We start from the raw sequence: 15,057 nt of genomic DNA, 5'->3' as shown, positions 1-15,057 counted from the left end.
AGCGGGCCGCGCCGTTCACCGCATGGTTATCGGTTGGGAGGCGGATCAGCGGTTGATGACCGTGTGCGGGTGCACGTAGGGCAGCTGATCGGCGGGAAGCGGGAACTCGGTCTCGTCGCCGTACGGCGAAAGGCCGCCAGAGCGAGTCGAAGAGAGTTCGGTGACCGCGTGATCGCCATTGGCCGTCTCCGGCCAGCCATTGTCGACGTAGGGCTTCTTCGATTTGTTCACCACGCGCCCATTCTGGCATGAGCGCTCTGTTTATTTTGCGTCGGCACTGTGCTTGTCTGCCTCCGCTTCGCTGCGGCGGGGTCGCGGCCTCTGGTCCCGGTTCTTCCCTCCCTCCGCTTCCCTCCGCTCCTCCGCTCCACTCAGTCCAGAACCGGGACGGCCGCGACCTTGTGGGTGGATGCGTTCGGGGTGGTTGGGCGCGCAACGACAAACGCCCCGCATCGACACTGATGCGGGGCGTATGTGCGCGAACGGGGGAGTGGCTCAGTTGGGGAGCAGACCCTTGTTCGCCTGGAAGAAGTTCACGATGGACGGATCGAGCTGAGTGTTGTTGGCCTTGCTCACATTCAGGAAGTCGAGCACCGGCTGCGGGACCTGGATGCCCTGCTGCTCGACAACCTGCACGGCGCGATCGACAGCCTGGTAGACCTGCTGGCTGCCGTCTGCGGCTTGCTGCGCGGGCGCCTGGCCCGGGTTCCAGCGCGGCGCGTCCTGCGAGGCGACGGCGGGACGGTCGCTGGCCTGGCTGTGGAGGCCGAGGCTCGAGGAGCAGGAGGGCCATGCGCCCCAGCCCTGCGTGGCGAGCACCTTCTCGGCGACGGTGATCTGCTGCTCGCGGGTGGCCTGGTTGGCGCTGGGGGCGTATTCGCCACCGCCGTGCGCGGTCCAGGTGCTCGGCGAGAACTGCAGTCCGCCCTGGAAACCGTTGCCGGTGTTGATGCCCCAGTTACCGCCGGCTTCGCACTGAGCGAGCTTGTCCCAGTCGGAGTCGGGTGCCGCGCTGGCGTTACCGGCCAGGGCCACACCGGCTCCACCGAGGGCGATGCCCGTCAGGGCAACCTTGGCGACCGTGCGACCGGTGTTACTCGGCTTGCGATGGCGTCCACTCATGTTCGGGTTTTCCTCTCGTACGCACTTGCGGGACCGACTACCGGCGACGAACTGAGAGGTCGTCCGTTCCGGCGCGCTAGTGCGCGCTGTCCTCGCCCTCACCCCTGATTCCAGTTGGGGGTCCGTGCCCGCGGGGTGAGGTTTTGTGCGGCGGGCCGGTGGCGCCGGGCTGACCCGACTGGAAGGGAACACTACGACGATCGCCGTGAAAAGTCTCCATTTGGTAACCGCCGTGTCTGTCCGGGTCACTATCCGGCGCAAGGGGTTCCGCATATCGTCTGCGCAGGTGATCGCGGCGAGTCTCACTTTGTAGCGGTCCGTTGCACGCCTGTGACCGTTCCGTTATGTGACCAGGATCACATGCATAGTTGGGTAACGAACGGGGCAATCGGTCGTGTCGCGGCACCCGTGTCGCGCACCGGTGCGTCAGTACGCGCGGCATCGCGGTCAGCGCGCGCGGCGGCCCGACCACAGGGCGAATACGATCGCCAGCAGGAAACCGAGGGGCGCTGCCATGGCGAGCAGATACAGCCACAGCCCCGGCTTGGAATCGGAGAGCAGGCCGACGCCGAAGATTGCCACAATTGCCAGCAATCCCACCGCGAACAAAGCCATGGCGAAATACAGCAGCCAGCTTCCGGACCTGCGCGGAGCCTGCTTCGAGGAAGAGTCGGACACGTGAAGACCGTAAAACTGAGGTGCCCGGCCTATTCACACCGGGGTAGACTCGTAGAGCATCGCGTCCTGCCATAGCTGTGGGGCGCGTTTTTTCGCAGATCCGACAGGTTGCGGACGATTCGGTCCGTTGATCAAGACTGTGCCCGGCGTGCCCGGGCATCGAATGACGAACAGGTGAGCGCAGTGCCGACCGGCAAGGTGAAGTGGTACGACGTCGAAAAGGGCTTCGGCTTCCTTTCCCAGGATGAGGGTGAGGACGTCTATGTTCGATCGTCGGCGTTGCCCGAGGGCGTCGACGCGCTCAAGCCCGGGCAGCGGGTCGAATTCGGAATGGCGGCGGGTCGTCGCGGTCCCCAGGCGCTGAGCCTCAAACTGCTCGAAACTCCCACGGTCCGTGGGCCGGAGCGTGAGCGCGGCGAACGTCGCGGGCGCGGCGGCGAGGCCCCGATCAACCGCAAGACCACCGATGAGCTGCACGGCCTCATCGAGGACATGATCACGCTCCTCGACACCAAGGTGCAGCCCGATCTGCGGGTCGGCCGGTATCCCGACCGCAAGCTCGCCCAGCGCATCGCCGAGGTGGTGCGCGGCGTCGCGCGGGAGCTCGACCACTAGGTCGAAGACCGAAGCGCCGGTAGGCCGAAGACCGAAAAGCCGACGGGCCCCGATGAGCTGATGCTCATCGAGGCCCGCTGCATTTCAGAAGTGTGTGGGCGGCACAGGTTTTCAGGCTGCGGTGTGGATCGCCCAGCGCGCGGAGGTGACGTAGCCCTCCTGGCCGCTCTCGTCCCGGGCCGGAATGGGCAGCTGCAGTTCGATACCCGTCAATTGCAGGCGCGGGTCCGTCGGTGTCGGCACGGTGATGGCGCGGGCGTCCTGCGGGAAATCGCGATGCGTGGCCAGGCGCTGGGCGTCCTGCCCGCCGGGCAACTGGTACACCAGCACCATCTGCCAGGGCGCGTCCGCGATCTCCTTGGGCAGCGACAATTGCAGCGGATAACCGGCCGGCACAGTCAGTTCCGCGATGTGCTGGCTGTTATCGCAATTGCGCAGATCGAGTTTGTTGTCCTCGATATGGACGTCGCAGTACAGGTACGGCGTCACGCTCACCGTCTTACCGTGCGCATAGGCGGTGATCTGCGGCTGCGGCTTGTCGGTATTGCGCGCCAGCACCACGATGACGGCGATATAGGCCACCCCCACCGCGAGCAGGGTCGCTGCCAGCAGAGCGACGATCGTGCGGGTGCTGGGTTTGCTCACCGTTGGTTTCCTGTCCTCACGGGGTGGGCTCCGCGGTGCCGTGAGCACCGGGAATCTCCTGCTGCGCGTGCTGCGGTCGGTTGCCGCCCAAACCGGGCAGCAGCGAATGACCACGGTAGCTGACCACCGTTTGGGCCAGCCCCAGCGCCATGACCGCCGTGACCGCAGCGAAACCGATCCACCAGTCGGTCGGCAGCAGGACGCCCATCGAACCGCCGATCACCCAGGACAGCTGCAGGACCGTTTCGGAGCGGCCGAAGCCCGAGGCGATGGATTCGGCGGGGAGGTCGTCCTGGATGGAGGCGTCCAGTGACACCTTCGCCAAAGCGCTTGCGCCCGAGGCCACCACGGTCGCGATGGCCGCGCCCATCAGGCTGTCCAGGAACGCCGCCATCGCACCCGCCGCGACGCAGGCGAGGGTGCAGACCAGGACGAGCTGGGTCGGGCGGCCCAGCTTCATGCGGGCGCCCGTGGCATTGCCTGCGAAGTTGCCGATGGCCGCACTCGCGCCGACGATGCCGAGCATGACGCCCAGTTGGGCCGGCCGGTGCTCGGTGGATTTGGCGACGAAAGGCACGTAGAAGGTAAGGAATCCGGTCAGTATTCGGACCGTGCCATTGCCCCACAGGCCCGTGACCACGGCCCGGCCCAGTGGCTGGCGGCGGCGGCTCGCCTGTACCTCTGCGGCAAGCTTGGCGTCCAGGACCTCGGTGTGCGAATCATCGCCGTGATAGGTGATGGTTGCCGGAACTTCGCCCTCGGTGACTTCCACCCACGACGGAATCTTCAGGCTCAGATAGCAACCCGCGCCGGCCAGCACCGCGGCAAAGGCCAGCGCGCCCGCCGAATGCGCGACGAAAGCGATGAGACCCGCGATGGCGCCGGCCCCGAGGGTGCCGCCGACCAGGCCGAAGACGGTGAGCCGGGAGTTGGTGCGCACCAGGTCGATTCCCGGCGGTAGTACGCGTGGAGTCACCGCACTCTTCAGCACCGAGAACGACTTACTGAGAATCATCATGCACAACGCGAGTGGATAGAGCGGCCAGCCGCTCACGTTGAAGATCAACAGGATAGCCACCAGCACGCGCACAGCGAATGAACCCGCCAGTGCGAGGCGGCGGCCCCGCTGCAAGCGATCGAGCGCCGGGCCGATCAGCGGTGCGATCACCGCGAACGGAGCAATGGTGATCAGCAGATACAGCGCGACCTTGGTCTTGGATTCCGCGGTGGCACTGGCGAAGAACAGCGTGTTCGCCAGCGCCACCGCGACCGCGGCATCCGTCGCGAAATTGGCCATGGTGGCGTAAACCAGTGCGGTCAGACCGGATTCCTCCGCGCCGTCGGCCTTGGCCGCGCGCTGGAATGTCGCGAAACCGCGCTCGGTGAGCTCCCGGCTGCGCCGCACCGCCACCCGGGTGACGGTCAGCTTCTTCGGTGGGTTGTGCAGGCCCGGAGTCGGCACGTCCGCCTGCTCCGCACCCAGATCATGCGAATGTGTCAGCGGGCGAGTCGTTTCCGGATTGCCGGTATGCCCCGACTCCTCGTACGGAGTAGGCGGCTGCGTGTTAGGCCGCGCGATCGTGTGCGGGTCGGACAGCTCGGGTCGCGGTGTGCCGGAGCGCGCGGGCAGCGGTGCGCCATGTCGGGCTCGCGACGGTGCGTCCGAGGGCGCGGGGGGCGGTGTGTCATACCGGGCGGTCGGCGGACCCGGGCGCGGTCCGGCGGCTCCCGATGGGGGCGGGCCGAGGAACTCGGTGGTCGGCGCGCTCTGCGGCCCGGAGGGGTGGTCAGAGGACACCGGACTGGTGGGCGGAGCCTCGGCGCGGGCCGGTGGCGACGGGTCCGGCCGGCGGCGCCGGGTCCAGCGCGAAGTACGGCTCGGCTCTTGCCCTTCCGAGGCGTGCGGCGGGTCCACCGGATGCGCGGGCTGGTGCCCGGCCAGGAACTCCGGTACCTCCGGCTCCTTGCCCCGGCCCCCGCGCGACGCGGTGTTGGCCGGCGGATATCGGTCGAATCCCGGATGCCGTTCGATGAGCGGAGACTCCTCGTCCCACCACCGACCGGAGTCGGCGCCTGAGTCCCGGGGAGTTGTCACGCCCCCAATTCTTGCAGTGTCGGAGAATGCCGGCTCCACTACCGCAGGTGTGCGCCGCCACATCGCGCGCTGCACCTGGGGGTGAGAGCCGCTTCACGCGCAGGATTTCCCGCCCCGCGCACGAAATCTGCTGCTGTTCGTGCGCGGCGCGGCAGCTGCTCAGGACGGGACGAAGCGGACTTCGAAGGTATACGGCCATTTCTTGCCGGTGAGCAGGAAATAGTCGGTGCCGGGGAGGTGGGTGATGCCGTTGAGGACGTCGGTGTCGGGGGTGCGGGAGCCCTTGGGGAGGAGGCCGGAGGCGTCGATAACGCCCAGTACAGCGCCGGTTTCGGGGTTGATGTGCAGGATGGTGTCGGTCGGCCAGGCGTTGGCGTAGACGGAACCGTCGGGGGCGCAATCCAGTTCGTTGAGGCGAGTGCCCGTGCGGCTGGTGAGGCTGATCGTCCCGGTGGGGGCGAAGGTCTGCGGGTCGCGGAAGGTGAGGGTGCTCGAACCATTGCTCATGAGAATTCGGCTGTCGCGGGTGCACAGGCCCCAGCCCTCGCCGTCGAAACCGGTGCGGCGCAGCTCGGTCAGGGTTTCCGGATCGCGGGCGAAGGCGATGTGGTCCTGATAGGTGATTTGCCAGAGCACGTTTCCGGCGCGGGTGATGCCCTCGCCGAACAGGGGGGCCGGTAGGTCGGCGCGGGCCAGCTCACTGCCGTCGGACAGCTTGCTCGCGCGGACGAAGGACTGTCCGGAAAGTCCGGTGCTCTCGTAGAGCGTGTCGCCGTCCGCCTCCAGGCCCTCGGTGAAGGCGGCGGTGTCGTGCGCGCGCGTCGCGACGACTTCGACACGCAGCTGCGGCGTGTCGTCCGGGCTGCTGCAGGCGGACATTGCGGCGGCCAGGCACACGACAGTGGACAGTGCAAGGGGGACGGCCGCTACCGGTGCACGGCGTTTGCGCTCCATACGGCAAAATGTAGGGCGTGAGCGCGGTTGGAGTTTCGGAGTCCGTTGTACGGCCGATCCTGGCGGAGGCGGTCGACCTGGCTCGCCGTGCGCTCTTGGAGTTGGAGCCGTTCGGCGTCGGCATGCATCTGGGCGTGACCACCGAGGACGATTCGGCGGCCACCCATCACTTCGAGGCCACCCTGCCGGGCTATCGGGGCTGGCAGTGGGCGGTGGTCGTCGCCGCCCCACCCGAGGCCACCCATGTCACGGTGAGCGAATCGGCGCTGCTACCCGGTCCGGACGCACTCGTCGCGCCCGACTTCCTGCCGTGGGATCAGCGCATTCGCCCCGGCGACCTTGGACCCGGCGACCTGCTGGCCCCGCTGCAGGACGATCCGCGCCTGGTGCCCGGGTATCTGATCACCGGCGATCCGGTCGTCGACGAGGTCGCGCTCGAACTCGGTCTGGGCCGCAGCCGGGTGCTGAGCCGCGAAGGCCGGGAGGACGCGGCCGACCGCTGGTTCTCCGAATTCGGGCCCGATACCGATATGGCCCGGGCGGCGCCCGCCGCCTGCGGTGTCTGTGGCTTCTTCGTGCCGCTGGCCGGGGCTCTGCGCGCCGGATTCGGCGTCTGCGCCAATGCCATGGGCGCGGACGGGCATGTGGTGCACCGCGAATACGGTTGCGGCGCGCACTCGGACACCGAACTCCCCACGGGCGCCGGATCCCCGGCCTTCGAGGCCTACGACGACGCCGCGTTCGATATCGTTCCCGAATCGGAATTCCGTACCCGGGAGCAGCTCGCAGCCATCGAAAGCGCTTCCCGCGAAACCGAATCCGCAGCCGAGAGTAATGAAACGTCCACGGCCGACACGAATGTCGGGCTCGTGGCTGATGCGGAAGTCGAGCTCGTGACTGATCTGAACGACGAATCCAAGGTAGACGCCGACGCCGAAACAACGGTCGACGCCAACGGCGAACCGGTGTCCGAGGTGGGTATCGAGCCTGCGGCCGCGGTGAGCATTCCGCCCGGAACCGAGGCGGGCGCCGAGTACGCCGCCGAGGTGAGCATCGAGCCCGCCACCGACCCGAGCGATACGCCCGCCGGTGTGGGAACGGCGTTGAATGATGTTGATGCCGAGGGTGATTCGGCCGGCTACGAGGGTGATGAGGCCGATATCGCCGATGCCGCGGCCGTCGATGTCGTCGCGGACTCCGTCTCCGTGGCCGGTGATGTGAACGCCGATGTGGTACCGGTGGAGTCGGCCGATGGTCCCTCTGCCCTCTTCGAGGTCGCCGATCCGGATGCGGAAGTCGATGACGCCTGGGGCGTCAGCGCGGTCCGCGTCGACTCCGAAACCGGTGCGGCACAGCCGGGCGACGCCGGAGCGCCGGAGTCCCACTGAGGTTCGCGTCCGGGACCTCGAACGTCGCCGCCGTGAGCTCGGCGACTCGTGCCGACCGGGCGAGAGCCGCCGCGCGACCGGGAGTCCGGTCGTTGCCCGGCGGGCGCCGACGGTTCGGAAAACCCGTGGCTGCACGGCGTTCCGAGTCCGGACGCGCCGGTAATCGGTCCAGCTGCAGTGCCCGGAAGCAGACGAGTTCCGCCGATGCGCGGTTTCTTCGGCGTCCGATGCTCTCGAGCAAGTCGGGTCTGGGCACGGTGTGCTGCGGCCGGTGTGGAAAATCTTGCGGTAGCGACGCGATCGGGGTCTGCCCCCGGGTAACGCGCCTACTGTGTGCTGTTCGCGTGCGGTACACGGACGGCGGTGCACGCCGTGCCGGTGTTGATGAGTGGAAGGGGTGCGTGGGTTGAACGGCGGTCTGGGAGTGGGGGATCCGTTCGATACCGCAGCGCTGCGGGCGGGGGTGGTCGCGGCGTGGCGAGGGTCGCCCACCCGGTTGCGGGAGGATGCGGCCACCGAGGCGGATCTGGTGCGGTCCGGATATCGCGACCGGCTGCTGACGGAATTGGCGCAGAATGCGGCGGATGCCGCGGCCAAGGCCGGTGTGGCCGGGCGGATCGCGGTGTGGCTCGAGGGGCGTGCGCTGCATATCGCGAATACCGGTGTGGAGCTGGATATTTCGGGTGTGCACGCGCTGACGGCGCTGCGTGCGTCCGCGAAGGGCGGCGCCGACGCCTCCGTGGGACGGTTCGGCGTGGGGTTCACCGCGGTGCTGGCGGTGGCGGATGAGATCGAATTCCGTTCCCGCGGTGGATCGGTGCGATTCTCACGGGCCGAGACGCGTGCGCTGCTCGGGACGGAGGGGATCGCGATCCCCGATGTCGAAGGCGAATTCGCGCCGCCCGCACTGCGGCTGGCGTGGCCGATCGAGGAGCGACCGGTCGACGGATTCGACAGTGAGGTCGTGCTCACGCTGCGTGCGGATATCGACACCGTCGGACTGCTCACGGCCATGCGGGCGGAGGCGGTGGATCTGCTGCTGGAACTGCCTGCACTGCATCACATTCGAATCGGTGACCAGGAAATATCCAGTGCGGTAACCGAACTCGAGAACGGTATTCAGGAAGTCCGCATCGCCGGCCCCGAGGCCGAGGACCGCCGCTGGTGGCAGTACCGGACCGAGCATGCCCGCTGGCTGCTGCCGGTGCGGGGTGGCCGCCCGGTCGTGACCACCCCCGATGTGCTGCGCGCGCCCACCCGGTCGGACGAGGAGCTGTCGCTGCCTGCGCTGCTCATCGCCGATATCGCCATGCAGCCGGACCGCCGCCGCCTGCTGCCCGGCGCCCGCATCGCCGACCTGGCCGCCGGCTACGCGGATTTCGCCCGCGCCCTGCCGCCGATCGACCGCCTCGTGCTGGTGCCCGCCCCGGCCTTCGCCCGCAGCGAGGCCGACAGCCTGCTGCGCGAGGCCCTGGTCGCCGAACTCCGCGAACATCCTTGGCTCCCGGTCCTGAGCACCTCGGACGAAGCGCCGGCCACCGACCCCGTCCTCGCCGCCGACCTGGCCCTCGCGGCGGATCCCGCGCACGAGCCGGACCCCGCGCACGAGCCCGGCAGTGCCGCCGAATCCGCACCCGACGCCGGCCGCCCGAGTGATTCGGACGATCTGCTCGACGACGACCTGCTGTTCGGTGCGGCGCGTAACGGGGCCGGATCCGCGGTGCGGACCGCCCTCTCGATCGAGCGGCCCAGCCGGGTGAGTGTGTTCCCCGGCGTCACAACGGAATTGGCGGCACTGCTCACCGAAATCGTGGGACCGCTGGTGATTCCGGAGTTGTCCGGGCGCGCGGGTTCCGATGCCCTGGCCGCGCTGGATGTGCATCGGCTCGGGCTGGCCCGGATAGCGGAGTTGTCGAGCAGCCTGGAACGCGCACCGCAGTGGTGGTATTCGCTGTACGACGCCCTGGAGCCGTTCGTCCTCGATCCACTGTCGGTGGAGGAGCTGGGCGCCCTCGCGGTGCCGCTGGCCGACGGCCGGGTGGTGACCGGTCCGCGCACGGTCGTGCTGGACGATCAGCTGCGCTCGCCGATTCCGGTGCACTGGGCGCGGCTGGCCCATCCGGAGGCCGCACACGAGCTGCTGGGGCGGCTGGGAGCGCGCGCTGCCACGCCGGAGGACCTGCTGAACGATCCGGCGCTGCAGGCGCAGCTGGAGGACGACCCGAGCGATCCCGATACCGTCGAGGCGGTACTGGGGCTGGCCGCGTATGCGGTATCCGTGCCGGGCGCGCTGCCGTCCTGGCTCGGTTCGCTCGAATTGCCGGACAGCACGGGCGAATTGCAGCCTGCCGATGAACTCCTGCTCCCGGGCGCGCCGCTGGGCCCGCTGCTGGACGCGGAGTCGCCCCTGGGCACCGTCGCCGCCGAAGAGGTCGAGCAGTACGGCCCGGAAGCCTTGCGCGCCATCGGTGTCGGCTGGAGTTTCACCGTGGTCACCGAATCGGATCCGACGGGCCCGGACCATCATCTCGACGATGAGGAATCCTGGTGGGACCGCCTCGCCGACGATCCGCGCGAGCTGCGCGCCGTCCGCGACCTCGATCTGGTCGACGACGACAAATGGCCGGAAGCCCTGCAGCTCTTGCTGTCCGACGAGAACACCCGCCCGCTGCTCGGCGACCGTGACGGCTACACCGCATGGTGGTTGCGCCGGCACGCGCATATCGACGGCATCGCGCTCGGCCGTATGCGGCATCCCGACGATACGACCTTCGACGGTCTGCTCCCGGTGATACCCGGCTTCGGCGCCCACGACCTGCGGGTGCTGCGCGCGGTCCTGGCCGATCCGGAGGTGATGTCCGCCGAGCTGGCAGAGGAACTCATGGACGCGCTCGCTGATCCAACGAGAATCCCTGTCCCCGAGGCGATTTCACAAACCCACCGCCGCCTCGCCGAGGGCCTCGCCGACGGCATCCTGGAGGTCGCGGACCTGGACGCACCCGACAGGGTCCGCGCCCTGACCGGAGCGGTCATCGACGCCGCCGACGCCCTGGTCCTGGACCAGCCCTGGTTCGGCCCCGCCCTGCCCGCCGACCGCCTGATAGTCGGCGATATCGAAACCGCCCCCTCCCTGGCGGCCCTGCTCGATCTCCCCCTGGCCTCGCAGGCGGTCACCGCCGAGATCCTCAGCAGCGGCCGCCGCACCACCTGGGCCGCCGAACCGCTCGGCGTCCTGCTCCGCCTGCAGTTCGGTTCCCCTACGCGCACAGGCGAACTCGTCATCCACGACGAACTCCGAGTCCGCCTCACCGGCGCAGTCGAAGCCACCGTCGCAGTCGCCTGGTGGCGCGAAGGCGACGTCACCCACGTCCAAGCACACCCGCACATCGCGGTACCGCACGCCTGACCCCGCGACCCCGCCGTAGCCTCCGTCACCCCGGCACGCGCTTGGCCGGAATCCATGGTGACCCATTGGGTCACCATGGATTCCGGCCAAAAACGCGCGGGCCAACGGGAAGTCTGCCGTGCCGGGCCAACGGGAAGTCTGCCGTGCCGGGCTAACGGGTGGTCTGCCGTGCCGGGCGGCCGATTGCTCTGTCGCGCTGGGCCGACGATTGGTCTGTCCCGCGGCGCCGATGGTTGGTCTGTCCCGCCGGGGGAGCACACCGAAATGCGTTCGGCGCGGGCACCCATCGGGGATGCTCGCGCCGAACGTGTTGGTATTGCCGGGAATTGCCGCCGGGTGGATCAGCTGGCGTAGGAGCACACCATGGTGGCGAGAACATCCAATTGCTCACGGACGGCGGCACTGTCGTTGTCGACGAGCCAGCGGAGCACGACGCCGTCGATGGTGGCGAGAATGAAGCGGCTGAGCGTGCCGACGGGGATGGACCACTGCGTCGACGTGGCTTCACGCGCATGCTCGACGATGTCGGCAAGGGTGGAGTCGTTGAACATGTACTGCTCGCGAGCAATCGCGAGTTTTGCCGGAGTTACTTCGCCTTCGCGTAGTGCGTAGGTGGTTGTTTCGTAGGTGAGTAGTTGGCGTTCGGGAGTGGCTTCGACATTGAGCCACATGAGTTCGAGTGCCGCGCGCACCAATCTTTGAAGTGCTTCTTTTCCAGTTCCGACGTCTTGCCATACTGCTTCGTTGGCGTCAACGGAATCTCGCAATTCCATCGAAAGCGCCTTGACCAGCTCTGTCATCAGCTGGTCCTTGTTTTCGAAACAGTAATGCACCACACCGAGCGAAACACCGGCTGCCTGAGCAACATCGCGCGTGGTAACTCCTGCCACGCCCTTTTTTTCGGCAAGGCCGATGGCCGCCTCGATAAGGTGGGCCCGTCGTTCTTCGACGCTCAATCGGGAGGACACTCCAGGGAGTTAAGCGTCCGCAACGCGTGCAGTCAATTCGCACGGTCGGAAATTTTCTGCTGGACGCTCGTCCGGGGGTTAGTCGAGCCCGAGTTGTGCGCCTTTGTCGCCACGACGGGCGCCCCGGCGCTGGATTGCGAAGAGGGTGTAGCCGAGCAATCCGACACCCAGACCCATCAGACAAACCGGGCGGGAGGTCGCCCAGCTGTCATTCAGCCAGACGGCGATGGTGGCGATCAGGAAGCCGATGCTGCCGATGGCCAGCACCGGACGCGGATCGGTGAAGCGCGGGGGAATCTCCGGCACGGGCTGGGTCACGTCTCCAGAGTAGAAGGTGCCGGGCCCGGGTGGGGGACAGGGCGCGTACCGGTGGGTCCGCCCCTGGTGGCGGGGGTCTGATACTGAACCGCCGTCCCCGGCGCGAGGTGTCACGTATCGTTTGGCTCTGTGACAACGCCTTCCGATATTCGAGCGCTCGCCGGTGAACTGTCGCTGGCGGTGGTGCGCTTGACGCGACATCTGCGAGGTAGGCGCGCCGATGCTCAGATTTCGCTGACTCAGCTCTCCGCCCTCGCCACCCTCAATCGTGACGGCGCCATGACGCCGGGCACGCTGGCCGCGAAGGAGCGGGTGCAACCGCCGTCCATGACCCGGGTGATCGCCTCCCTGTCGGAAATGGCTCTGGTGGTGCGCAATCCGCATCCCACCGACGGCCGGCAGATCATCGTGTCGCTCTCGGAGTCCGGCCGTGCCCTCGTCGCCGACGAGAACCACGCACGCGAAGCCTGGATGACCGAACAGCTTTCGGGTCTGACCTCGGACCAGCTGTCGGTACTGAGCCAGGCCGTCGCCATCATGAAGCAGATCGTCGACGAATCCGAGTAGCGCGGAACGGCTCTCGGGTCCGCGTCAGTCTCTCGGGCCCGCATCAATTCGGCGAGCGGCCGTACAGCGCGTATTCGTCCGTCAGTTCCGCCCGCAGCAGCGGCGTCAGGCGTTGGTACTCCGGCGTTTTCCCCGTGCCGAGGTAGATCGGATCGTCCGCCAGCCAGGACTCGCGGCGCAGCGCGGGCTTGTCGATCTTCCGGGTGGCGGTGACCGGCAGCGCGGCGGTGATCCGCACGAACCGCGGCGCCCACTTGGTGCCGAGATCGCTTTGCCGGGCCAGGAATCGGCCGAACTCCGACGGATCGAACTCCGCCCCCGCATCGAGTTCCAGGGTGGCCATCACCTGATCGCCGGTGCGCGGGTCCGGAACCGGGTACACCGCCGCCAGTTTCACGCCCGGGAAGCGCGCCAGAATCCGCTCCACCGGTGCGGACGAGAAGTTCTCGCTGTCCACCCGGATGCGATCGCTGGAACGTCCGGCGAAGTAGAAGAATCCGGCCTCGTCCTGATAACCGAGATCGCCGGTGCGGAAGATCTCGCCGTCGATGCGCTCCGCACTCGCCTGCTCATTGCGGTAGTAGCCCTCGAACATGGCCGCGCCCGTGATGTTCACGATCTCGCCGATCGCCTCCGCGGCATTGACCAGCGCACCGTGCTCATTGAAATACGCACGTGGACACTGCTTTCCGTGCTCGTCGTGAATTTCGATATTCATGAACTCGGGCGCGCGGCCGAGCGAATTCGGCGGTGAGTCCGGCGTCAGCCGAATCACCACCCCACCCTCGCTCGACCCGTAGCTCTCCACCGGCCGCACCCCGAATCGCCGCGCGAACTCGTCCCGGTCGCGCGGCGCGGCCTCGGTCCCGAAGGCGATGCGCAGCTTGGTATCCCGCTCCAGCGGCGATTCCGGGGCGGCCAGCAGATAGGCCAGCGACCGGCCGACATAGTTGAAATAGGTGGCCCCGAACCGGCGGATATCGGGCAGGAATCCGGAGACCGAGAAGCGGCGGCGCATGGTGAAGGTCGCGCCGGTGAACACCGACGGCGCCCAGCACGCCATGATCGCATTGCCGTGGAACAGCGGCATGGCGTTGTAGGTGACATCGTCGCGGGTCAGCGAACAGTGGTTCATGGCGCCGAGCGCCGCCAGCCGCCCGGTCGTGCAGATCACGGCCTTCGGGGCGCCGGTGGAGCCGGAGGTGAAGGTCAGCAGCAGCCGGGTGGAGCGCTCCCGCGCCTCGGGCGCGACCCGCACAGAAGTCTCGGGCGCGACCCGCACAGAAGTCTCGGGCGCGACCCGCACAGAATGGGTGGCTGCTGCGGAAAGACGTTCGAGCCACTCGGGTTCATCAACGGCCAGGATGCGGTCCGCGTCCACTCCGGTGGCCAGATCGGCGAGCAGGTCCCGCTGCTGCGCATCGGTGAGGATCAGATCGCAGTCCACGCCGCGAATATCGGCGGCCAGCTCGCCGCCCCGCCGGGTCGGATTGATGCCGATCAGCGTCGCACCCGACAGGGCGGCCGCACCGAGCAGGAAGATGTACTCGGGCACATTCTCCAGCAGGACCCCGAGGTGGAAGGGGTGGTCCGGGCGGCGCAGCGCGCCGAGCACCGCGGCGCGGGCGGCGCATTCGCGCACCACCTCGCCCCAGGTCCAGACCGAGTCCTCGAACCGCAGCCCCGGATGTTCGTCGTGCTCGCGAAGCAGCAGCAGATCGGCGAAGGTCAGACCGCGTTCGGCGACCTCGGCGGGTGTGAGCCGCGGGATCTCGGGGCCGGACGCCCACAGCGGATTGTCTTGCCTGGGCAGCGGATTGTCTTGCCTGGGCGAATTGTCGTGCATGACAACACTCTGCCTCGGACGCTGCCGCGCCGGAGCGGGTTCAGGCGCCGAAAGCCCGGTCACTGGGAACGATTTCGCGGCCGAGCGGCATCAGCGAGATCGGGATCAGCTTGAGGTTGGCCCAGGCGAACGGGATTCCGATAATGGTGATGGCCAGGGCAATGCTGGTGAACAGATGCCCGAGCGCCAGCCACCAGCCGGCCACGATGATCCAGATGACATTGCCGAGCATCGACGCCACCCCCGCACCCGGCTTCTCGACCGCCTCCCGCCCGAACGGGAAGAGCACGAACGAGGCGATGCGGAACGAGGCGATGCCCCAGGGAATGGTCACGATCAGCACGCAGCAGATGAGCCCGGCGATCACATAACCCACGGCCATCCAGAATCCGACCAGGACGAGCCACAGGACGTTCAGAATCAGCTGGATCGGTTTCACTCTTCCAGCATGCCAG

General features: G+C 67.9%; 13 protein-coding genes and 1 pseudogene. 4 read left to right on the top strand and 10 right to left on the bottom strand.

The window, feature by feature from the left end; genetic code table 11:
• Positions 1-45 precede the first annotated feature (45 nt).
• From OG716_RS28160 to OG716_RS28150, 3 genes are all read right to left on the bottom strand, one after another.
• Positions 46-234, bottom strand: a complete 189-nt coding sequence (locus tag OG716_RS28160) for a hypothetical protein (protein ID WP_327143539.1) — start codon at positions 232-234, stop codon at positions 46-48.
• A gap of 261 nt (positions 235-495) precedes the next feature.
• Positions 496-1,122, bottom strand: a complete 627-nt coding sequence (locus OG716_RS28155; protein ID WP_327143540.1) for a resuscitation-promoting factor Rpf1 domain-containing protein — start codon at positions 1,120-1,122, stop codon at positions 496-498.
• 447 nt (positions 1,123-1,569) lie between these two features.
• Entirely contained in the window at positions 1,570-1,800 is a 231-nt protein-coding gene (locus OG716_RS28150) for a hypothetical protein (RefSeq protein ID WP_355124885.1), read from the bottom strand.
• Between the two features lie 183 nt (positions 1,801-1,983).
• On the opposite strand from OG716_RS28150, the gene OG716_RS28145 reads away from it, so the two are divergent.
• Positions 1,984-2,415 (top strand): cold-shock protein, encoded by a 432-nt coding sequence (locus tag OG716_RS28145; RefSeq protein WP_355124854.1) that lies wholly within the window; start codon positions 1,984-1,986, stop codon positions 2,413-2,415.
• A gap of 111 nt (positions 2,416-2,526) precedes the next feature.
• Here the strand turns inward: OG716_RS28145 and OG716_RS28140 are convergent, their stop codons facing one another.
• The 3 genes from OG716_RS28140 to OG716_RS28130 all read right to left on the bottom strand — a co-directional run bounded on the left by OG716_RS28140 (position 2,527) and on the right by OG716_RS28130 (position 6,109).
• Entirely contained in the window at positions 2,527-3,060 is a 534-nt protein-coding gene (locus OG716_RS28140; protein ID WP_405133637.1) for a DUF2771 domain-containing protein, read from the bottom strand.
• Positions 3,061-3,076: 16 nt separating this feature from the next.
• Positions 3,077-4,690 (bottom strand): MFS transporter, encoded by a 1,614-nt coding sequence (locus OG716_RS28135; RefSeq protein ID WP_405139950.1) that lies wholly within the window; start codon positions 4,688-4,690, stop codon positions 3,077-3,079.
• Positions 4,691-5,314: 624 nt separating this feature from the next.
• Positions 5,315-6,109, bottom strand: coding sequence for a glutaminyl-peptide cyclotransferase (locus OG716_RS28130; protein WP_405133636.1), 795 nt, complete (start codon positions 6,107-6,109; stop codon positions 5,315-5,317).
• A gap of 17 nt (positions 6,110-6,126) precedes the next feature.
• Between OG716_RS28130 and OG716_RS28125 the strand changes: the two are divergent.
• Both OG716_RS28125 and OG716_RS28120 read left to right on the top strand, forming a co-directional pair.
• A pseudogene (locus OG716_RS28125) lies at positions 6,127-6,853 on the top strand (DUF3027 domain-containing protein); the annotation flags it as partial.
• Between the two features lie 1,107 nt (positions 6,854-7,960).
• The gene (locus tag OG716_RS28120) at positions 7,961-10,903 is read left to right on the top strand and encodes a sacsin N-terminal ATP-binding-like domain-containing protein (RefSeq protein ID WP_405139948.1); all 2,943 of its coding nucleotides are present in this window, start codon (positions 7,961-7,963) and stop codon (positions 10,901-10,903) included.
• Between the two features lie 341 nt (positions 10,904-11,244).
• On the opposite strand, the gene OG716_RS28115 is transcribed toward OG716_RS28120, so the two are convergent.
• Positions 11,245-11,859, bottom strand: coding sequence for a TetR/AcrR family transcriptional regulator (locus tag OG716_RS28115; protein WP_327143545.1), 615 nt, complete (start codon positions 11,857-11,859; stop codon positions 11,245-11,247).
• 90 nt (positions 11,860-11,949) lie between these two features.
• On the bottom strand, positions 11,950-12,189 hold the full coding sequence (locus OG716_RS28110) for a DUF2530 domain-containing protein (RefSeq protein WP_327143546.1): 240 nt from the start codon (positions 12,187-12,189) through the stop codon (positions 11,950-11,952).
• A 129-nt stretch (positions 12,190-12,318) separates the two neighbouring features.
• Between OG716_RS28110 and OG716_RS28105 the strand changes: the two genes are divergently transcribed.
• Positions 12,319-12,756: a MarR family transcriptional regulator gene (locus OG716_RS28105; RefSeq protein ID WP_355124160.1), complete on the top strand. Its 438-nt coding sequence runs from the start codon at positions 12,319-12,321 to the stop codon at positions 12,754-12,756.
• A gap of 43 nt (positions 12,757-12,799) precedes the next feature.
• On the opposite strand, the gene OG716_RS28100 is transcribed toward OG716_RS28105, so the two are convergent.
• Both OG716_RS28100 and OG716_RS28095 read right to left on the bottom strand, forming a co-directional pair.
• Complete coding sequence (locus tag OG716_RS28100; RefSeq protein WP_405133635.1) at positions 12,800-14,602, bottom strand: AMP-binding protein; 1,803 nt, start codon at positions 14,600-14,602, stop codon at positions 12,800-12,802.
• 40 nt (positions 14,603-14,642) lie between these two features.
• A complete protein-coding gene (locus tag OG716_RS28095) occupies positions 14,643-15,032 on the bottom strand; it encodes a YccF domain-containing protein (protein ID WP_327146390.1) in 390 nt (129 codons plus the stop codon).
• Positions 15,033-15,057 lie beyond the last annotated feature (25 nt).

It is taken from the genome of Nocardia sp. NBC_01388 (genome assembly GCF_045040085.1).
Lineage (GTDB): Bacteria > Actinomycetota > Actinomycetes > Mycobacteriales > Mycobacteriaceae > Nocardia.
The sequence above is the reverse complement of the archived record's forward strand: the minus strand, read 5'-3'. Positions and strand labels throughout refer to the sequence as shown.